General features: G+C 65.6%; 19 protein-coding genes. 12 read left to right on the top strand and 7 right to left on the bottom strand.

Going from position 1 to position 18,219, the window contains the following annotated elements:
• Positions 1-269: 269 nt before the first annotated feature.
• From FJ424_RS02390 to FJ424_RS02375, 4 genes are read left to right on the top strand one after another with little or no spacing between them, the layout of a single operon-like run.
• Positions 270-1,148 carry an ABC transporter permease gene (locus FJ424_RS02390; protein ID WP_140652266.1) on the top strand — a complete coding sequence of 293 codons (879 nt, stop codon included), beginning with the start codon at positions 270-272 and terminating at the stop codon, positions 1,146-1,148.
• A complete protein-coding gene (locus FJ424_RS02385) occupies positions 1,145-1,987 on the top strand; it encodes an ABC transporter permease (RefSeq protein ID WP_140652268.1) in 843 nt (280 codons plus the stop codon). The genes FJ424_RS02390 and FJ424_RS02385 overlap by 4 nt, the downstream gene beginning before the upstream one ends.
• Positions 1,984-3,126: an ABC transporter substrate-binding protein gene (locus FJ424_RS02380; protein WP_140652269.1), complete on the top strand. Its 1,143-nt coding sequence runs from the start codon at positions 1,984-1,986 to the stop codon at positions 3,124-3,126. Before FJ424_RS02385 ends, FJ424_RS02380 begins: the two co-directional genes overlap by 4 nt.
• A complete protein-coding gene (locus FJ424_RS02375; protein WP_140652271.1) occupies positions 3,119-4,279 on the top strand; it encodes an ABC transporter ATP-binding protein in 1,161 nt (386 codons plus the stop codon). The genes FJ424_RS02380 and FJ424_RS02375 overlap by 8 nt, the downstream gene beginning before the upstream one ends.
• A 49-nt stretch (positions 4,280-4,328) precedes the next feature.
• Here FJ424_RS02375 and FJ424_RS02370 read toward each other — a convergent pair whose 3' ends face one another.
• Positions 4,329-4,544 (bottom strand): hypothetical protein, encoded by a 216-nt coding sequence (locus tag FJ424_RS02370; protein WP_140652273.1) that lies wholly within the window; start codon positions 4,542-4,544, stop codon positions 4,329-4,331.
• Positions 4,545-4,798: 254 nt separating this feature from the next.
• On the opposite strand from FJ424_RS02370, the gene FJ424_RS02365 reads away from it, so the two are divergent.
• From FJ424_RS02365 to FJ424_RS02345, 5 genes are all read left to right on the top strand, one after another.
• Positions 4,799-5,044, top strand: coding sequence for a DUF1127 domain-containing protein (locus tag FJ424_RS02365; RefSeq protein ID WP_140652275.1), 246 nt, complete (start codon positions 4,799-4,801; stop codon positions 5,042-5,044).
• A 237-nt stretch (positions 5,045-5,281) separates the two neighbouring features.
• Positions 5,282-5,860 carry an OsmC family protein gene (locus FJ424_RS02360; RefSeq protein ID WP_246677119.1) on the top strand — a complete coding sequence of 193 codons (579 nt, stop codon included), beginning with the start codon at positions 5,282-5,284 and terminating at the stop codon, positions 5,858-5,860.
• Between the two features lie 65 nt (positions 5,861-5,925).
• Positions 5,926-7,149 (top strand): NAD(P)/FAD-dependent oxidoreductase, encoded by a 1,224-nt coding sequence (locus FJ424_RS02355; RefSeq protein ID WP_140652279.1) that lies wholly within the window; start codon positions 5,926-5,928, stop codon positions 7,147-7,149.
• Between the two features lie 14 nt (positions 7,150-7,163).
• Complete coding sequence (locus FJ424_RS02350; RefSeq protein ID WP_140652281.1) at positions 7,164-8,459, top strand: NAD(P)/FAD-dependent oxidoreductase; 1,296 nt, start codon at positions 7,164-7,166, stop codon at positions 8,457-8,459.
• Entirely contained in the window at positions 8,456-8,911 is a 456-nt protein-coding gene (locus FJ424_RS02345) for a MaoC family dehydratase (RefSeq protein WP_140652282.1), read from the top strand. Before FJ424_RS02350 ends, FJ424_RS02345 begins: the two co-directional genes overlap by 4 nt.
• A 19-nt stretch (positions 8,912-8,930) precedes the next feature.
• Here FJ424_RS02345 and FJ424_RS33865 read toward each other — a convergent pair whose 3' ends face one another.
• From FJ424_RS33865 to FJ424_RS02315, 6 genes are all read right to left on the bottom strand, one after another.
• A complete protein-coding gene (locus tag FJ424_RS33865) occupies positions 8,931-10,481 on the bottom strand; it encodes an alpha/beta fold hydrolase (protein WP_246677118.1) in 1,551 nt (516 codons plus the stop codon).
• 180 nt (positions 10,482-10,661) lie between these two features.
• Entirely contained in the window at positions 10,662-11,618 is a 957-nt protein-coding gene (locus tag FJ424_RS02335) for an EamA family transporter (protein ID WP_140652284.1), read from the bottom strand.
• Positions 11,619-11,720: 102 nt separating this feature from the next.
• Positions 11,721-12,002, bottom strand: coding sequence for a hypothetical protein (locus FJ424_RS02330; protein ID WP_140644893.1), 282 nt, complete (start codon positions 12,000-12,002; stop codon positions 11,721-11,723).
• A gap of 211 nt (positions 12,003-12,213) precedes the next feature.
• The gene (locus FJ424_RS02325) at positions 12,214-13,386 is read right to left on the bottom strand and encodes an FAD-dependent oxidoreductase (protein ID WP_140652286.1); all 1,173 of its coding nucleotides are present in this window, start codon (positions 13,384-13,386) and stop codon (positions 12,214-12,216) included.
• 17 nt (positions 13,387-13,403) lie between these two features.
• A complete protein-coding gene (locus FJ424_RS02320; RefSeq protein ID WP_140652288.1) occupies positions 13,404-14,723 on the bottom strand; it encodes an aspartate aminotransferase family protein in 1,320 nt (439 codons plus the stop codon).
• 129 nt (positions 14,724-14,852) lie between these two features.
• The gene (locus FJ424_RS02315) at positions 14,853-15,830 is read right to left on the bottom strand and encodes a GlxA family transcriptional regulator (protein ID WP_140652290.1); all 978 of its coding nucleotides are present in this window, start codon (positions 15,828-15,830) and stop codon (positions 14,853-14,855) included.
• Positions 15,831-16,047: 217 nt separating this feature from the next.
• On the opposite strand from FJ424_RS02315, the gene FJ424_RS02310 reads away from it, so the two are divergent.
• The 3 genes from FJ424_RS02310 to FJ424_RS02300 all read left to right on the top strand — a co-directional run bounded on the left by FJ424_RS02310 (position 16,048) and on the right by FJ424_RS02300 (position 18,218).
• On the top strand, positions 16,048-16,584 hold the full coding sequence (locus FJ424_RS02310) for a DUF1629 domain-containing protein (protein ID WP_140652292.1): 537 nt from the start codon (positions 16,048-16,050) through the stop codon (positions 16,582-16,584).
• A 297-nt stretch (positions 16,585-16,881) separates the two neighbouring features.
• A complete protein-coding gene (locus FJ424_RS02305) occupies positions 16,882-17,742 on the top strand; it encodes a xanthine dehydrogenase family protein subunit M (protein WP_140652294.1) in 861 nt (286 codons plus the stop codon).
• Entirely contained in the window at positions 17,742-18,218 is a 477-nt protein-coding gene (locus tag FJ424_RS02300; RefSeq protein WP_140652296.1) for a (2Fe-2S)-binding protein, read from the top strand. Before FJ424_RS02305 ends, FJ424_RS02300 begins: the two co-directional genes overlap by 1 nt.
• The last annotated feature ends 1 nt before the right edge of the window (position 18,219 follow it).

Genomic DNA, 18,219 nt, shown 5'->3' with positions numbered 1-18,219 from the left:
GATTTGCCGAAATCGGTGTAGAGATATTCAGACTTGAACGTCCAGTTCGCATCGAGCGCGTATTTGGCGCTGGCGCCATAGACCGCCTTGTCGGACTGCTAGTTATAGTCAGCCTGGACACCCCCAGGCCCACATGTTCCTATCGGCGCGCGACGCCCTGGCTGAATCGAATTTGGGCCACCGCCTGTAGACATCGCGGCGGCAATGAAACAATCTTCACTGCGGGAACATAAGCGCGCCTCGAAGAAGGCGCCTACCTTCGGGTGCGCATGAACAATCGCTGGACCTTGTACGATCCACGCCTGGCCTGGATGCTGGTTGCACCGGTGCTTCTGCTGCTGATCTTCTTCCTGGTACTGCCGATCGCGGTGATGGCGGCCTATACCTTCTTCACCTTCGTCACCGCCGGCGTCGAAACCAGCGCGCTGACCACCGCCAACTGGCAGGAATTCTTCACCGACAGCTATTATTCCGGCTTCCTTCTGAAGACGCTGAGGGTCGGCGCGATCACCGCGCTGCTGTGCGGCGTGCTCGGCTATTTCCCGGCCTATTTCATCTGGGCGACGAGCTTCAGGCACAAATGGCTGCTCTTGCTCCTGCTCATCGTGCCGTTCTGGATCAGCTTCACCATCCGCACCTTTTCCTGGATCAACATCCTGGGCGAACAGGGCGTCATCAACGTCACGCTGCTCAAGATGGGCATCATCAACGAGCCGCTGCAGATGCTCTACAACGAGGGCGCGGTGATCCTGGGACTGCTGCACTTCCTCCTGCCCTACATGATCCTCAACGTCTATGTCAGCCTCGAGGGTATCGACCGCACGCTGATCTCGGCCGCGCGCTCGATGGGCTGCACCAGCGCGCAGGCGTTTCGCGAGGTGACCTTGCCCCTCTCCCTGCCGGGCCTGGCGGCGGGGCTGCTGCTCTGCTTCGTGCTGGCGGCCGGCAGCTATGTGACGCCGCAACTGCTCGGCTCGGGCCGCGACGCGCTGTTCGGCAATTTGATCTACGACACCATCATGGGCGAATTGAACTGGCCGATGGGCGCCACCTTGTCGATCGTGCTGTTCGTCGTGCTCGGCTTCTTCGCCGCAATCTACACCCGCTACATGGGCATGTCGCAGATTGTGAAGGGGTTGGCCGGATGAAGGCTGCGCGACCGAACAGGGAAGGTAAATGGGCCTGGCGGCTGACCGGCTTCGTCACGCTCTGCGTCTACATCTTCATGTTCGCGCCGATCGTGGCGACCGTCATCCTGTCGTTCAACGCCTCGATGTTCGGCGGCTTCCCGATGACCGGCTTTTCGCTGCAATGGTACGCCAAGCTGATGGGCAATGACGCGGTGCTGACCGCCTTCCGCACCTCGCTGTGGATCGCGCTGGTCACCGCTGTCGCCACCACGGCGATCGGCGTCGTCACGGCCTTCGCGCTGGTGCGCTTCGAGTTCCCAGGCAAGCAGACGCTGAGCACGCTGGTGATCCTGCCGGCGCTGGTGCCGGAAACCATTCTCGGCGTCGGCCTTCTGGTGCTGATCAAGGCGATCGACCAGCCCCGCACCATGCTGCTTCTGGTGCTCGGCCATATCCTGCTTGCCGTGCCCTATGTGGTGCTGATCGCGCAGGCGCGCATGGTGGGCATAAGGCGGGTCTATGAGGAGGCCGCGCTGTCGCTCGGCGCCTCGCGCTTCTCGTCCTTTCGCGAGATCACGCTGCCGCTGCTGATCCCGGCGGTCGTCGGCGGCGCCCTGCTCGCCTTCACCATCTCGTTCGACAACACCTCGGCCAGCCTGTTCTGGCGGCCGGCAGGCGTCGAGACCATGCCCACCCAGATCCTTTCGATGCTGAAAATCTCGATCAGCCCCGAGATCAATGCGCTCGGCACCGTGATGATCCTGGTGACCGTCGGCATCCCGTTAATCGGCGGCCTGATCCTGCAAAGCCTGACGAAGTTGAAGAGACTCGGCGAACCAAAGGAGGAAGTACGATGAAACTGACGACGACCAAGCGGCTGGAACGGCTGCACGACCGGTATGCCAATGGCGATCTGAGCCGCCGCACTTTCCTGACGCTGACGGCGGCCGCAGCCGCATCGGCGGGGCTTTCCATGCCGTGGATGGGCCGGGCGCTCGCCGCGGTCGAGGAAGTCCGCTTCGACGGCTGGGGCGGCACGGTGCAGGACGCGATCGACAAGTTCGCCTTCCAGCCCTACACGGCCAAGACCAAGATCAAGGTGGTGCAGGGCACGTTCGGCGACGAGGACGAGATCATCACCAAGATCAAGACCGCGAAGCCCGGCGACTACCAGGTCATTCATTCCTCGGGCGTCAACTACTACATCAAATACGTCAATGGCGGCCTGACCTCGGAGATCAACGAGGCCAACATTCCCAACATGGCGAATGTGCTGCAGCCGATGATCGAGCCCTTCCGCAAGCTGACGCCGAAGCTGTCGGCCGTGCCTTACGACTACGGCACCACCGGCATCGCCTACAACACCAAGGTGATCTCGCCGGAGGAAGCCAAGGAAAAGGGCGCAGCACTTCTGCTCGACAAGAAATATGCCGGCAAGGTCGGTGGCTATTCCGACATGACGACGCGCGTCTGGTACGCGGCTTTGGCCACCGGACAGGATCCCAACAACCTCAAGGACATGGACACGATCTGGGCCAAGGTGCGCGAGACGCGCGACCTCGCCAAGAAGTTCTGGAGCTCCGGCGCGGAACTTATGGACCTGCTCTCCAAGGGCGAGATCGTGGTGACCGACGCCTGGTCGGGCCGGGTCGCCGCGCTGCAGGACCAGGGCCATCCGATCGGCTATCTCGATCCGGCCGGCTCCTATGCGTGGATGGAGGATATGCTGATCCTGAAGGGCTCGCCGATGACCGAATGCGAGGAGTTGATCAACTTCATGCTCGACCCGGCGACCTCGATCGCGGTGGCCGAGGGCCAGAGCTACCCGCCGTCGCTCGACCCGACCAAGGTCAAGCTGACCGACAAGATCGCGAAGCTGCCGGCCTTCGATCCCACCGGCACGATGAAGGCGTTGACCTTCGCCGATCCGACCTACTGGGCGACCAACGAGGACGCCTGGACCAAGCAGTGGAACAGGATCTCGAAAGGTGCCTGACGGCCAGGATACGACACTCAATCCCCGGCCGGGCTCGGCCGGGACGGAAGGCGCGAGCGCGGCCGCCGGGGCGAACAGCCCGGCGGTCGAGTTCCGCAACATCGACATCGCCTATGGCAAGTTCGTCGCGGTACGCGATTTCTCTTTGTCGATCCGCAAGGGCAGCTTCGTCACGCTGCTCGGACCGTCTGGCTGCGGCAAGACGACGATCCTGCGCTCCATTGCCGGGCTGGTCGACATTTCGGCCGGCCAGATCATGATCGGCGGCCGGCGCGTCGACGACGTGCCGATCTACAAGCGCAACATCGGGCTGGTGTTCCAGAGTTACGCGCTGTTCCCGCACAAAACCGTGTTCGACAATGTCGCCTTCGGCCTGAAATACCGCAACGTCGCCAAGCCTGAGATCAGGCGCAAGGTCGGCCAGGCGCTCGATATGGTGCGGCTGCCCGGCAGCGAGAAGAAACTGCCCTCGCAGCTGTCGGGCGGCCAGCAGCAGCGCATCGCGCTGGCGCGCGCCATCGTCTTCGAGCCGCAGGTGCTTCTGCTCGACGAGCCGCTCTCGGCGCTCGACGCCAACATGCGCGAGGAGATGCGCGTCGAGATCAAGAAGATCCAGAAGGAAACCGGCATCACCGCCATCTTCGTCACGCACGACCAGGAAGAAGCGCTGTCGATGTCGGACCGCATCGTGGTGATGAATGCCGGGTCGGCCGAGCAGGTCGGCACGCCGGAAGAGGTCTATGAGCGGCCGGCCACCGCCTTCGTCGCCGACTTCCTCGGCAAGGCCAACATGCTTTCGGGCACGGTGAGCAGATCGGACGGGCCGACGACAGTCAAGCTGGCCAGCGGCCAGACGGTCAATGTGCTTTCACCCAAGGCGCTGCCGCAGGGCAGTGCCGTAACCGTCGTGGTGCGGCCGCAGAAACTCGCGGTGGGTGCCAAGGCGGGCGGCAACCGGTTGCCTGGCCGGGTCGTGTCGGCCTCCTATCTCGGCGGCAGCGCCATCTACGAGGTCGACATAGGCAGCAAGACGAACATCCGCGCCAACGCCCCGATCGATGGCCGCGTTCTGCGCGAAGGCGAAGCGATCGAACTCAGCTTCGACGCGGACGATTGCGTCTTGCTGGACGAGGCCGGGCGGCGGATTTCCTGAAGGCCGCCACCGCCCTGTAATCAGTACGACCCTTGACGGCTATTACAGTTCATTGCTTGGAGAGAAACGCTTTGCAGGCAGGAGTGAGCTCACTGATGTGCTGTTTAAGACAGCTCAACCCCTTTGCATTGTCGACCATCTTGCACAGTCGCTGGGCATCCGCCCTGTATGGTGTTTTGTAGGCATCTTTCGCTAAAGCGACGTCGGCGAGGAAAAGCGAACTAGAAGCCAGAAGCGCCAGTCCAAGCGTTTTCTGTTTGCGCATAATTTAATCCCCTCTGAACATGAGCATAGTAACGCAACCATGTATACGCTAGCCCTGATATAATAAGAAGGCCAAGGACTTCGCGACGAAGCGCTCGTGCCGCATTGGCAAGGCACGATATTTTCAAACTGAGATACCACCAGATTCCCACGGCGATTTCGACGCCCGGTCCAACGCTCGCTCCCCCGGTCATCGGCGACAAGTCCTCCCATTGGTGACGTGAATGATCACGCCGCAAAGAGATGGAGACGACAATGACGAGTTTGGAGCACACCGCCTGTGAACCCAGCCGCGCGGACCTCAGCCTGATTGGCTTTGCCAGCCGTGCGCTGCGGCTTGCCTATCGTGCGATGAGGATGCGCAGCGACCGCGCCGCCATGCAGGCCATGCCCGATCATCTGCTCAAGGACTTGGGTATCGCCCGTTCGGAAATCGACCATTACACCTCGATGCGCCACGCCTCCGACGCCGACGGGATGGACATCCGCAACGCCGGATGACCCCCGATGGCGGTCGTCACCACGCTCTCGACAGGCTCGGGGCTTCTCCACGCCGGGGGCTTTTGCGTTCCGGCGCATTCGGGCGTCGACATTCGTTTCAAACGATACATCCAACGCGATTTCCAACGGTAGACGTATGAAAAATTCCACGGTCGCACCCACTCTCGTTCAAACGCTCCATCGGCAAACAGAGGCCGTCACGGCAACCAAGCCGCAAACGAACCTTTGGAGATGAAGATGCAACCCAACACCAAACCTGCACGGCTTCCGCTCAATGGCGTCGACACGCCGAACCTTCTGGCGACGATCAATTTCGTCGCCGGGCAGCCGGAGCTGGCAAAATTCCAGTTCCGCGCCCACAACGAGTGGATCGAGGGCACGCACAGCAAGACCGTCATGAATGGCTTCTTCGGCGCCGGCCAGGAGCAGAAGCACGAGAAGCCGCATTATGCCGACGCCGACCATCCGGCGATCCTGTGCGGCGGCGACAATGCGCCGACCCCGGTCGAATGGCTGCTGCACGGGCTGGCGGGCTGCCTGATGGCTGGCGTCGCCAACATTGCCGCCGCGCGCGGGATCAAGCTCACCAAGGTGAAGTGCTCGGTCGACGGCGACATCGACCTGCGCGGCATCCTCGGCATTTCCGACGAGGTCCGCAACGGCTTCCAGAACATCCAGGTGTCGTTCGAGATCGAAGGCGACGCGCCGGCCGAGAAGCTGCAGCAGCTGGTCGAGCAGTCGCGCGCCCGTTCGGCCGTGTTCGACGTGCTGACCAAGGGCGTGCCGGTCACCGTCGGCATCAAGACCATCCAGTGAGCCGAAGCCGGCAGGCGATCCGGACCGATCCGGGCCGCCTGCCTCCTCCCAAACGGACCAGAACCATGAGACGCGCGGTCGTCATCATCGGCGCGGGCCAGGCTGGCCTTGCGCTCAGCCATTGCCTCGGCCAGGTCGGTATCGACCATGCCGTGCTGGAGCGCGGCCGCGTCGGCGAGCGCTGGCGCTCGCAGAGCTGGCGCTCGCTCAGGCTGCTCACGCCGAACTGGCTGAACGCCCTGCCCGGCTCGCCCTATGAGGGCGGCGATCCCGACGGCTTCATGAGCAAAGGGGCTTTCGTGGAAAGCCTGGAGCGCTACGCCTGGCAGTGGCATGCGCCCGTCGAGACCAATGTCGAGGTCACATCTGTCAAGCGGACCGGCGACGGCTTTGCCTTGCGCACCGGCGCCGGCGAGTGGTCGGCGCGCGCGGTCGTCGTCGCGACGGGACATTGCGACCGGCCGGTCATCCCTTTTTCGGCTGAGACCCTTCGCGGACCGCTCAGCATTCACGCCTCGCAATATCGCTCGCCCGGCGAGCTGCCGGGCGGCGGCGTGCTGGTCGTCGGCGCCTCATCCTCCGGCGTGCAGATTGCCGACGAGCTCGCCCGCGCTGGTCGGCGCGTGGTGCTTTCGGTCGGCAAGCACACGCGCCTGCCCAGAACATGGCGCGGCCAGGATATCTTCTTCTGGCTGTGCGCAATGGGCCTGATGGCGCAGCGCCGGGAAGACCTCGCCAATCCGGAAGGCGCGCGACGCCAGCCGTCGCTGCAGCTCGCCGGCCGGCCCGACAGGGCCGATGTCGATCTCGCCACGTTGCAGGTGCTCGGCGTGGAGCTGACCGGACGGGTGCGCGGCGTCGGCGACCGCGAGATCGCCTTCGCCAACGATCTCGGTCAGCACATGGCAGCGGCGGAAGCGAAACAGGCGCGCCTGCTCGACCAGATCGACCGCTTCACGGGCGCGGCGACACCATACCGGCCCGAGCCGGTTGCGATGCCGGCGGCGTGCGCAGAACAGCTGTCGCTCACCGACGGATCGATCCGCAGCATCATCTGGGCCACCGGCTATGCGCGCTCGCTCGGCTGGCTGGAGCCGCTGGCGCTCGGCGCCGACGGCGAGCTCGCGCATCAGGGCGGCGTCACCTGCCTGCCCGGCCTCTACGCGCTCGGCTTCCGCTTCCTGCGCAAGCGCGATTCCAACTTCATCGGCGGCGTCGGCGCGGACGCCGAAGCGATCGCCGCCGAAATCTCGCGTCATCTCGACTGCAACGGCCGCAAGGCGGCCTGAGGATCACGACCACCATGGCAACCAATCCCATCTCCCTCATGGCCACTCCCAGGCGCGGCCACTACGACGCCATCATCGTCGGCGCGCGCTGCGCGGGTGCGGCGACCGCGATGCTGCTCGCCCGCGCGGGTCTCAAGGTGCTTGCGATCGACCGCAAGCCGTACGGCTCCGACACGCTGTCGACGCATGCGCTGATGCGGCCGGCCGTGTTGCAGCTTTGGCGCTGGGGCCTGCTCGAGCCGCTGCTCAAGGCCGGGACGCCGCCGATCGAGACGACGACCTTCCACTATGGCGAGGAGGAGATCGCCGTCCCGCTCGCCGCCGGTTCGGACCTTCCCGGGCTGATCGCGCCGCGGCGCACGGTGCTCGACCGCATCCTGGTCGATGTGGCGCGCAAGGCCGGCGCGGAGGTCCTGCACGAGGTGGCGGTCGGCGACCTCTTCGCCGACACGCGCGGGCGCGTGCGCGGCATCGAAATCCGCGCCGCCGGCCGCGCATCCGTGAGGGTCAGCGCCGATATCGTGGTCGGCGCCGACGGCATCGGCTCGCTGGTGGCGAAATGCGTTGACGCTCAGCCCTTGCGGCGCGGCGCGGTGTCGGCCGCCCATGTCTATGGCTATGCGCCAGTCGAGCCGGGCGCCGGCTATCACTGGTACTTCCGCGACGGGATCGCCGGCTCGTTCATCCCGACCAATGACGGCCTCGCCTGCATCGTCGCCTCGGTGCCGACGAGCCTGTTCGACCAGCGCTTCCGCCTCGGCCACGCCCGCGCCCGCATGGACGTGCTCGAAGCGCTTTCGCCGGCGCTGGCAGCACAAGCGGCCCAGGCGCCGAAGGACGCCCGCCTGCAGGCGTTCCGGGGCGTGCCGGGCTATATCCGTCAGGCGCACGGCCCCGGATGGGCGCTGGTGGGTGACGCCGGCTTCTTCCGCGACCCGATCACCTCGCACGGCATTTCCGATGCGCTGCGCGACGCCGAGAGCCTCGCGCGCGCCATCCTCGACGGGTCCGACGCGGCATTCACGATCTGGCAGCGGCAGCGCGACCTGATCGCCAACCAGATCCTGGATACCACCGACGCGATCGCCGGCTTCGACTGGACGCTCGACGATATCGGCGAGCGGCATCGCCGCTTCAGCGCCGTGCTGAAGGCAGAGGTGCAGGCGCTGGCCGGGCAGCCCATGCCGGCCCGCCGTGCCCCTTCGTCTGTATCGCGGCCGACGGCCCACCGGGCGCCGGCCAACCAGGACGAGCCGCCGGCCTCGGCCGGCTCGAACCTCAATCGCAACCGAACCGGAGCAAGACCATGACTGTGCATGTGATGAAGGACGGGTGGGTCGGTGTCATCAAAGGACGACCGCAATTGGGCGCTTTCGCCGAGCGCTCGCGGCGCACGCAGCCTCAGGATATCGACGCCTTCGCCGAGATGACCGGCGACCGCAATCCGCTGCATTACGACAAGGCGCTGGCCGAGGCTTCGGTGTTCGGCAAGCTCATCGTGCAGGGCGGCGTCACCTCAGGCATCCTGAACGCGGTGGTGGCGGAGGATCTTCCCGGCCCCGGCTCGGTGTTCCTCGAAGTCTCGTGGAAATTCGTCAAGGCGGTCGGCGTCGGCGAATTGATCACCGGCCGCGTCGAGGTCAAGGACGTGCGCGTCGACAAGCCGATCACAAAGCTGGAGACATCGGTGCGCAACGAAGCCGGCGAGCTTTGCCTCACCGGCACCGCCACGGTGTTCACCGTGCCATTGGCCGGGGGCTGAGAGCTTCTGGACCGCTTGGCTACGCGCCCGCCGTCTCGGCGATGAAGGCGCGGACGTGGTCGATGAACTCCTCGAAGGCGGGCTCGCCTTCGAGGAGGATGTGGTTCTGGCTCTCGAGCTCGATGAAGCGCGCGCCGGGAATGCCGGCGGCCATGGTGCGCCCGGATTCGACGGGAGCGACGTTGTCGTCCCGCGCGTGCAGCACCAGCGTCGGCACGCGCACCTTCTCCAGCAAGTCGCTGACATCGATCACGGAAAAGGCGCTCTGCAGGCGCCAGGCATCGTCAGGCGAGACGGTGCGCAGCATCAGATCGTCCATCCAGGCGAAATGCTCGTGCGTGGCGCCGGGGATGAACATGGAGCAGAACGCCTGGCGGAACATCGGGTTCGGCTTGCCCCAGCTCTCGCGCATTAGCGTCGCGGCGGCCTCGCGCGTCGCGATCTCGCCCGCGTCGCCACGCGCCCGCCAGCCTTTGACGTAGCCGCCATAAAGGATCATGCCCGACACGCGCTCGGGATGCCGGATGGCGTAGGCGATCGAAACCGCGCAGCTCTGCGACAGGCCGAGCAAAGTGAAGCGGTCGAGCCCCGTTGCCTCGACCACGCATTCGAGGTCTGACAGCATGGTCTCGAACGAGATATCGACGACATGCCTTTGCGACAGGCCGTTGCAGCGCTCGTCATAGCGCACCAGCCGGTTCCGGCGCGACAGTTCCCGCATCCAGTGCCGCCAGATCGGGCTGTCCCAGTCGAAGGTGAGATGCGACATCCAGTGCGCGGCGCGCAGGATCGCAGGGCCGCTGCCGGTGCTGGCATGGGCGAGCCTGGTGCCGTCGAGAGCACGGCAGAATTGCACGGCGCGGCCGGGATCCTGCGATGACGCGGATTTCAACGGGGCTTGCGGCGGCCGGGCGGAACCGGACTGCGATGCGCGACCCCTGGCTTGAGCAGCGGCCGACCGGACCCTGTCCTCCAGCGCCTCGGTCTCGGCGGCGAGCCTCGCATCGTCGGGCACGAGGCTGCGCAGGCGCTGGGCGAAGGGCAGCGCCCGCCGCGGCTGGTCCGCCAGGCGCTCGACCAGCTCGCGCAGGATGCCGAGCTCGACGATCTCCACCTCGCTGGCGATGGCCTGCCGCCAGGCTTCATAGTCGAAGCAGCGCTCGAGCGAGAGGTCGGCGAGAAAGCCGCCACGGATCGAGGCCAGGACGGCTTCGAGCTCCTCGGTCGAGCGGGAGGAAAGGTCGGCCTTCACCAGCGGCGCCAGCCGCACGTAATCCGTCGCGACATTGAGCGCGACCGCGTTGCGATCGGCGGCAAGGGCTGTTTCAACACCGCCCAGGACCTGGCGGATCTTGGACAAGCTCCAGCGCAAGGCGCCGCGCGGATCGTCGGGGATGTCCCAGAATATCTCGCACAACCGCTCGCGCTGGTGCTGCCTGGCGGTGACGGCAAGGTAGGCGAGCAGCGCCCGCGTCTTGCGCGACGGCGGCAGGTCAAGCGGCTGGCCGTCGCGCATAACCTGAAAATCGCCAAGCACGCGCAGTTCCAGCATGTGCTGATCGCCGTTCATGCGTCCACGCGCTTGTCGATCGCCATGATCCCCCTTCGGCCTTGGCCGGCGCTGCCAAAGGCAGCCGCTCGCCATAGCAAAATCGGCTAATTTAGGGAAGCGTGGTCCGGACGGCTCACGGCCCGAGGAACCAAATCGACTGGCGGCGCGGACAGCCGATCGACGCTATTTGCCGTTCCCTCACGCCTTTGCCGCAAGCGCCCTCGGCTTGATGACCGTCGCCAACACGACCCCGACTACGATGAAGGCAGCGCCGAGCAGATCGTAGTCGTGCAGGCTCTCGCCAAGCAGCAGATAGGCAAGCACGGCGACGAACAGCGTCTGCAGGTAGAGCAGCATGCTTGCCCGGCTTGCGCCCAGCGCCTCCACGCTTTTGTTGTAGAGATAATACATCAGCGCCCCGCCGGGCCCCGCCAGATAGGCGAGCGCGAGCAGGCCATTGCCGTTCAGGGCAGAGCGCTCGTCGTTGAAGATTTCCCACAGGTGGAACGGCAGCGCGACCAGCGCGCCGGCGCCGAGCAGAAGCACGACCAGCGGCAAGAGCTCAAGGCCGAACTTGGAGCGGCGCAGCAGCACCGTATAGAGCGCCCAGCAGAAGGCGCTGCCGACGATCCACAATTCGCCGATGTTGAACCGCAGTTGCACCAGCGCATCCAGCTTGCCATGCGCGACGATCACCAGCATGCCGGCAAGTGCCGCAACCGCGCCGAGCGACTTCCAGAGTCCGAGCGGCTCGCCAAGCACCAAGCGCGCGAGCACCATGGTCATGATCGGCGACATCGCCATGATGATGCCGGCCGTGGTGGCGTCGGTGTCGTTCAGGCCATGGTAGATCATGCCCTGGCAGAGCGTGAGGCCGATCGCCCCCACGGCGACGATCTCCAGCGGCCGCGAGCGCAGCAGCGCCAGCATGGCGCCGTGATGGCGGTGCACGATCGGCAACAGGATGGCGCAGGCCAGCAAGAGCCGCCAGAAGCACAGCCCCCAGGGCGGCATTTCCGGCGCCACCCATTTGGCCGCGATATAGACGCCGGCCGAGAGCAGCCAGCACAGCACGGCGGTGGGATAGCCGCCCAGGGATGATACCGCGGCGATGGCCGGCGGTTCCGGCTGATGGACTATCGGTATCGCCTGCATCGCATGCCCCCCGTTCAATGAACGTCAGCCCAGACGTAGCCGGTAGTCTACCTCATCCCGCGGAGTGTTACATATGGCTCCGACAAAGCCGTCCGGCAGAGATCAATGCGGCGTGTCGCTGGCCATATGCAGGTGCTCCCAAGCCGAGCCGACGCGACCATGGAACTGTGATGCAAATCGTTCGGCTTCGATGCCTTCGAGGCCGTCGTCGACAAGGGCCTCGATGCTCCGCCGCAGCAAGGCGAGCTGCATCTGCCGCGCATGCCTTGCGTCGGTTTCACGCATGATGGCCGTGACGTGATAGGCCACGACCGGCTGGCCAAGGCAGGACAGAAGCGCGCTCGACCCGGCTGTCGCCGCAGTGACCGCTTCCTCGATGTTCATTCCGGCGCTCCCTCATCTAAGATGCTGGGCGCCTCCCCGGCAGACGGCGACGGTATCCGCCGCTCTTTTCTAATTTTTGGCAGTCGCGAGATCATCGCTCGCGGCCAAAATCAGTATCCTCCAGAACCCTATTAAAGGCGACCGGATAGTTAATTGATGGTTAACGGCAAAGCTCGCATCTTAGGCATCCGAGCCGGGCTTGGCGCATCGGTCAGTGACCGGGGATGTTTCGCCCGGCCGATGGCGCGAGGCTTTGCGAACCAGGGACCGAAACCGGCGCGCCGTGAAGCACCCAGTCCGCCGCGATTTGCCCTATCACAGGGGCGAGCTGGATGCCGTAGCCGCCGGCGCCGGCAGCGGTGATCAATGTCGGCTCCGAAAGATCTATCGGCCCGACGAAGGGGCGATGGTCGGCTGTCACGGGATAAAGGCCCGCCCAGCCCCGGCCGAGCCGCGCGCCAGGCAGATCGGGCACGCGCTCCAGAAGCAGCTCCGCCAGGTCGACCTTCGACTGCTCCTCGCACTGGTCGTTGTAGTTGTCGGGATCCTCGGGCGCGATCGACTTCACCTTGTGGATTTCGGCGATCAGTTCGTCCGGCTTTTCGTGGCGGAAGTTGAGCCCGCTGCCTTCGCCATTCACGAGGTCCATGACCATCGGCATGGTGTAGCCGAGCGGCTCGTCGAGATGGATGACGACGGCTTCGTGGCGCTCGGGCCAGATATGCAGACGCTGGCCGAAAAGCGCGGCCACCTGCGGCGCCCAGGCACCGCCCGCATTGACCACGACATCGCAATCGATCAGTCGTCGCCTGCTATCGATCGGGGCGCCGCTGGTTTCCAGCGTATAGCCACCCGGGCGTCGTTGCACGCCGAGCAGCTTGCGATACTGGCGGATCTCGCCACCCTTGGCGCGGACGATGCCGGCCAGGAAATTGCACATTTCGTGCGGGTCAAGGAAGCCGTTGTCGGGCCCGAACAACCCGCCTTCGAGCCCGTCAGGATTGATGTGCGGCACGAGGTTCCTGAGTTCGGTGGCGCGGAGCAGGCGCGACCTCAGTCCCGCTTCGCCCTGGATCTCGACCGATCTCGCGAACAGCTCCATCTGGGCGGGCGTGCGCGCCAGACGCAGATAGCCGATACGGTTGAAGCGGAGCCCCTCGCCCTCCCACTGGCGGAACCGGCGCAGCGAATGGACGCGCAACATGATCTCGAACGGATCGGTCAGTTGCGATCCGACGACGCCGACCGACCGGCCGCTCGACCCAGAAGCGATCGACTGGGCTTCGAGCACCGTGACGCGCGCGCCCTGCTCGACAAGGTCGAGCGCCGTGCACATGCCGAGCGTGCCCGCGCCGATCACCGCGACATGAGGAGCAACCGTCATCTGTGGCCCGCCTGCTTTCACGACTGCGCGGCGACGTCGCCCAAGGTTTCGTCGATCGCTTGAAGAATGGCGCCGGCATCCGCTTCGGTCATCGGCGTCGACAGCGCGAACAGGCCGTAGCTGGCGGAGAGCACGCCACGGCCAAGCAGGCCCTTGTGGAAGGCGTCGAATTTTTTCCGCTCAGCCTGGCCGGGATAGATGGAGCGGTAATCCGTGACCGGATGCGACGTGAAATGAACCTTGAACAGCGAGCCCAGGCCGACGCATTGGCCGGCAAGCTCATACTTTTCAAACGAGGCGGTGACCCCTTCGCGCAGAAATGCGCCCAACCGGTCGAGATGGGCAAAGCTTCCCCTGGTCAGCGCCCGCATCGAGGCAAGGCCGGCGCGCATGGTGACCGGATTGGCGGTGAAGGTGCCGCCGTGCGGAAGCGCCGGCTTGCCCCCGGTCGGGTCGAACACCGCCATGACATCGGCGCGCCCGCCCACGGCGCCCACCGGGAAACCGCCGCCGATGATTTTTCCGAGCGCCGTCAGGTCGGGCTCGATGCCCCACAGCCCTTGCGCGCCCGACCATCCAAGGCGAAACGAGATGACCTCGTCGAAGATGACCAGCGCGCCCGCAGCGTGGGCGATCTCCACCATGGCGTGAAGGTAATCCCGGCGCGCCGGGATCAATCCCGCGCGGTTGGGCATCGGGTCGATCAGCACCGCCGCGATGCCGTCGCCCCCGGCCGCGAAGACGGCGCGCAGCGCCTCGCTGTCGTTGAAGGGCACGGCGATCACGTCGTCCAGCACGCCGCGCGGCGTGCCCCTGGCATAGGGCGTGGACCTCGGCAGATCGCCCCAGTTGGCGGGCGACGAGTCGAGGCTGACCTCGGCGAAATCGTAGGAGCCGTGATAAGCGCCTTCGATCTTGACGATCTTCGGCCGCCCGGTGAAGGCGCGCGCGGCCTTGATCGCCATCATCACGCCTTCGGTGCCGGAATTGGTGAAGCGGACCTGGTCGACCGAGGGCAGCCGCTCGACCAGGAGTTCGGCGAGCTCGATCTCGCTCAGCGTCGGCGCGCCGAAGGCCGTGCCAGAAGGCAATTGCTCGGCTACTGCCGCGGTGACGTCGGGATGCGCATAGCCGTGGATCATCGAGGTGAAATTGTTGATGCAGTCGTAATAGGAATTGCCGTCGACATCCCAGACCCTGCAGCCCTCGCCGCGCGCGGCGTAGATCGGAAACGGATCGACGAATACCGTGGTGCGCGTATTGCCGCCCGGCATCACCTTCCTGGCGCGCTCGAACAGGGTTTTCGATCCGGGCATGGCGTCGGGATAATGCGGCATGGCTCTCCGAAGGCGAATTCGACCTGTTGAAACGGCGGCGCAACCGCCGCTCGTCACGAAGCTAAGGTTCGTTTCCGCGCCGGCGCAATCGGCCAGGCCGGGCATGCGACCCGACCAGGCGCATCCCGATCATTTCGCGGCGGCTGCAGCCGCGCGGTTCGGGTGCCTGAGATTGGTCGGCGTGATGCCGGTCTGCTGGCGGAAGACGCGGCTGAAATGGCCGGCATTGGCAAAGCCGCAGCGATAGGCGATCTCGCCGATCGCCAGGTCGCTGCCTTCCAGAAGCGACCTGGCGTAATGAACCCGCAGCGCCAGATAGGCGGCCATCGGGCCGATGCCGAGCTCGGCGCCGAACAGGCGCTCGAGCTGGCGGCGCGAGCAGTTCTGCCTGGCGGCGATCTCGGCCACGGGGATCGGCTCCTGCAGATTGCTTTCCATCAGGAGCAGCGCCCGCTTCACCGCGCGGCTCGCGGCGGCGGGGAAAAGGTCGCCGACCGGCTGCACGTCGCGGCTGGAGCGGATACGGTCGAGCACCAGGATCTTGGCCGCCTTCTCCGCCGCCTTCTGGCCGATGAATTGCGAGACGAAATAGCCGGCGAGGTCGGCCGCTCCGGTGCCCCCGGCGCAGGTGGCGCGGCCGCGGTCGACGGAATAGAGGCTGTCGGCATGGGCGCTCACATCGGGGAAGTCGGCGCGAAAATCCTTGATGTGGAACCAGCTGACCGCGGCGCTGTAGCCGTCGAGCAGGCCATAGCGCGCCAGCACGAAGCTGCCGGTGCAGAGCGCGGTGAGCGGCACGCCTTTCGCGGCGGCGCGCAGCAGGAAAGCTTCCTTTTCCGAACTCAGCTTGCGGTTGGTGTCGAGCAGGCCGCCGACCACCACGACATTGTCGAAATCCTCCGGATTGCCCATCGCCCTGGTCGGCAGCAATTCGACGCCGCAGCTGGCGCGGATCGGCAGGCCGCGCTCGCCGACGATCTCCCAGTCGAACTCGATCCTGCGGCTGCGGTCGCCCTCGTCGCCGGCCAGCCTCAGCGTATCGATGAACAGCGACAGCGGCGACAAGGTGAAATCGCGCACCAAAAGAAATGCGAACTTCTTGGCCATTCGCGAGCCAACCTCTCATTCGAACCAGGCGCCATCCTGGACCGCCAGCCGCGACGTTTATCAACCGGCGAGCGGACTGGATAGCGCGTGGCCTTGAATAGCGGTTTGGACCGTTGCATGATTCCTCGCGCGCGCTTTCGGCGACCGCCGGGCGTCGCAATCCGGCACGGCGCCCTCATCGCCGGACCTTCGTCGAAAGCCGCGGAGCCATCGGGCGATGACGACCATCCATCAATTCGCTGTGTCGGAAGGGCAGGAATGGGTGCTGCCGGTCGATGACGACACCTACGAGGAGTTCTTCGGCCTCGACGGACGCTCGCTGGAGGGCTGGCAGCCGCCGTTGATGCGGCGCGTCGAGGAAGGCGAGCGGCTCTATTCCGATTTCCCATGGCTCGGCGAGCACGCGCCGCTTTTGCGCCAGCCGGCCGTCGACGCGCTGGCGGCGGCGCTGCGGCCCTATGGCGAGCTCGTCGCGCTGCGCGGCGAGAAGATCTGGCTGCTCAACGTCACCAATGTGATCGACGCGCTGGACGAGGCGCGCTCGCAGATCGTCCGGTTCGAGGACGGCGACATATTGGCGATCGAGCGCTACGCCTTCGACGCGGAAAGGATCGGGACGGCGGAAGTGTTCAAGCTGCCGATGCGGGCCTCCCCGGTCTTCGTCAATGAGGTGTTCGTCGAACGGGTCCACAAGGCCGGGTTGCGCAATGTGTCGTTCGAGCCGCTATGGACATCGGGAACGGCAATCGCTTGACGAATAACAGTTATTCCAATCATTGAGGTGGCGTCGTCCCTCATCCGCCTGCCCGCACCTTCTCCAGGGCAATCGCATGGGTGGTTCCCCCGCTCCGTCGCTGCTTCGCAGCGCCGAGACGGAGTGGGGGAACTCCCTAGGCGATTTGCCGCATCCGCTGTGCCGCCGCCCCTGGCCCGCCCGCTGGGCGCATCTGGAGCATCGCTCTGGCCCAACCCGGACATGCACGAACGGGATGGCCATTATAACCAGACGCTTTATAACGGTCGCTGACATAGCGACGACCAAGGGGAGACGATGCGTTACATACGTCCGCTTTCAATCGAAGATGCCGTTGGCGAACTCGCCAAGGCGGTAGGACCGGCCGCGATCCTGGCCGGGGGCAGTGACCTTTTGGTGAGGATGAAGGGCGGCTTCATCGAGCCCGAGCTGATCGTCGACATCAAGGCAATCGGCGGCTTGGCCGACGTCACCGAAACGGCTGACGGGTTTCGGATCGGCGCCGCGGTGCCCTGCGCAGTGCTGGGCGAGAACAAGGCGCTCCGCAAGGCATGGCCGGGCGTGGTCGAGGCGGCCAATCTGATCGGCTCCAAGCAGGTGCAGGGCCGCTGCACCATCACCGGCAATCTGTGCAACGCCTCGCCCGCCGCCGACAGCGTGCCGGCGCTGGTGGCGGCCGCGGCACAAGCGGTCGTCGCCGGGCCTTCGGGCAAGCGCACCATCGCGGTGGAGAGCGTGCCGACCGGACCCGGCCGCACGTCGCTCGCCAAGGGCGAGATCATCGAGGCGATCCTGCTCGACAAGCGGCCTGACCATGCGGGCGACGCCTATCTGCGCTTCATTCCGCGCACCGAGATGGACATCGCGGTGGTGAGCGCCGGCGTCAACCTGACGCTGGACGATCACGGCGCGATCAAGACCGCCCGCGTGGCGCTCGGCGCCGCCGCCCCCACGGTGCTTCTGGTCGAGGAAGCGGGCCAGGTGCTGGTCGGCTCGAAGCTCGACGAAGCTACGCTGGAGCGGTTGGCCAAGATCTGCTCCGGCGCCTGCCGTCCCATCGACGACAAGCGCGGCACCATCGAATTCAGACGGAAAGTCGCGGGCGTGCTGGCGCAAAGGGCCGCCGCTATCGCCTACAAGCGTGCGGGAGGCAAATAATGGCCGGTGTAGCTGTATCAACCACGATCAACGGCGACGCCGTCGAATATCTCTGCCAGCCCGACGAGACGCTGCTGGACGTGCTGCGTGACCGGCTGGGCCTGACCGGCGCCAAGGAAGGCTGCGGCACCGGCGACTGCGGCGCCTGCAGCGTCATCGTCGACGGCCGCCTGGTCTGCTCCTGCCTGGTGCTGGGCGCGGAAGCCGAGGGCCGCAAGGTCGAGACCATCGAAGGCATGGCGCATGGCGACCAGTTGCACCCGCTGCAGCAGAAATTCCTGGAGCACGCGGCCTTGCAATGCGGCATCTGCACGCCAGGTTTCCTGATTGCGGCCAAGGATCTGCTGGAGAAGAACCCCTCGCCCACCGAGGAGGAAATCCGCTTCGGGCTGGCTGGGAACCTGTGCCGCTGCACCGGCTATGACAAGATCGTGCGCGCCGTCCAGGACGCGGCGGAAGTGATGAAGGGAGCGTAAT

The organism is Mesorhizobium sp. B3-1-8 (assembly GCF_006439495.1).
Taxonomy (GTDB): domain Bacteria; phylum Pseudomonadota; class Alphaproteobacteria; order Rhizobiales; family Rhizobiaceae; genus Mesorhizobium.
Note: the sequence above shows the minus strand (reverse complement) of the source record. Positions and strands in the feature narration are given on the sequence as shown.

What these genes read in the sequence shown, in the direction of transcription:
- FJ424_RS02390 (WP_140652266.1), top strand. Translation starts at nt 270, where the DNA reads ATGAACAATCGCTGGACCTTGTACGATCCACGCCTGGCCTGGATGCTG.
- FJ424_RS02385 (WP_140652268.1), top strand. Translation starts at nt 1,145, where the DNA reads ATGAAGGCTGCGCGACCGAACAGGGAAGGTAAATGGGCCTGGCGGCTG.
- FJ424_RS02380 (WP_140652269.1), top strand. Translation starts at nt 1,984, where the DNA reads ATGAAACTGACGACGACCAAGCGGCTGGAACGGCTGCACGACCGGTAT.
- FJ424_RS02370 (WP_140652273.1), bottom strand. Translation starts at nt 4,544, where the DNA reads ATGCGCAAACAGAAAACGCTTGGACTGGCGCTTCTGGCTTCTAGTTCG.
- FJ424_RS02365 (WP_140652275.1), top strand. Translation starts at nt 4,799, where the DNA reads ATGACGAGTTTGGAGCACACCGCCTGTGAACCCAGCCGCGCGGACCTC.
- FJ424_RS02360 (WP_246677119.1), top strand. Translation starts at nt 5,282, where the DNA reads ATGCAACCCAACACCAAACCTGCACGGCTTCCGCTCAATGGCGTCGAC.
- FJ424_RS02355 (WP_140652279.1), top strand. Translation starts at nt 5,926, where the DNA reads ATGAGACGCGCGGTCGTCATCATCGGCGCGGGCCAGGCTGGCCTTGCG.
- FJ424_RS02350 (WP_140652281.1), top strand. Translation starts at nt 7,164, where the DNA reads ATGGCAACCAATCCCATCTCCCTCATGGCCACTCCCAGGCGCGGCCAC.
- FJ424_RS02345 (WP_140652282.1), top strand. Translation starts at nt 8,456, where the DNA reads ATGACTGTGCATGTGATGAAGGACGGGTGGGTCGGTGTCATCAAAGGA.
- FJ424_RS33865 (WP_246677118.1), bottom strand. Translation starts at nt 10,481, where the DNA reads ATGAACGGCGATCAGCACATGCTGGAACTGCGCGTGCTTGGCGATTTT.
- FJ424_RS02335 (WP_140652284.1), bottom strand. Translation starts at nt 11,618, where the DNA reads ATGCAGGCGATACCGATAGTCCATCAGCCGGAACCGCCGGCCATCGCC.
- FJ424_RS02330 (WP_140644893.1), bottom strand. Translation starts at nt 12,002, where the DNA reads ATGAACATCGAGGAAGCGGTCACTGCGGCGACAGCCGGGTCGAGCGCG.
- FJ424_RS02325 (WP_140652286.1), bottom strand. Translation starts at nt 13,386, where the DNA reads ATGACGGTTGCTCCTCATGTCGCGGTGATCGGCGCGGGCACGCTCGGC.
- FJ424_RS02320 (WP_140652288.1), bottom strand. Translation starts at nt 14,723, where the DNA reads ATGCCGCATTATCCCGACGCCATGCCCGGATCGAAAACCCTGTTCGAG.
- FJ424_RS02315 (WP_140652290.1), bottom strand. Translation starts at nt 15,830, where the DNA reads ATGGCCAAGAAGTTCGCATTTCTTTTGGTGCGCGATTTCACCTTGTCG.
- FJ424_RS02310 (WP_140652292.1), top strand. Translation starts at nt 16,048, where the DNA reads ATGACGACCATCCATCAATTCGCTGTGTCGGAAGGGCAGGAATGGGTG.
- FJ424_RS02305 (WP_140652294.1), top strand. Translation starts at nt 16,882, where the DNA reads ATGCGTTACATACGTCCGCTTTCAATCGAAGATGCCGTTGGCGAACTC.
- FJ424_RS02300 (WP_140652296.1), top strand. Translation starts at nt 17,742, where the DNA reads ATGGCCGGTGTAGCTGTATCAACCACGATCAACGGCGACGCCGTCGAA.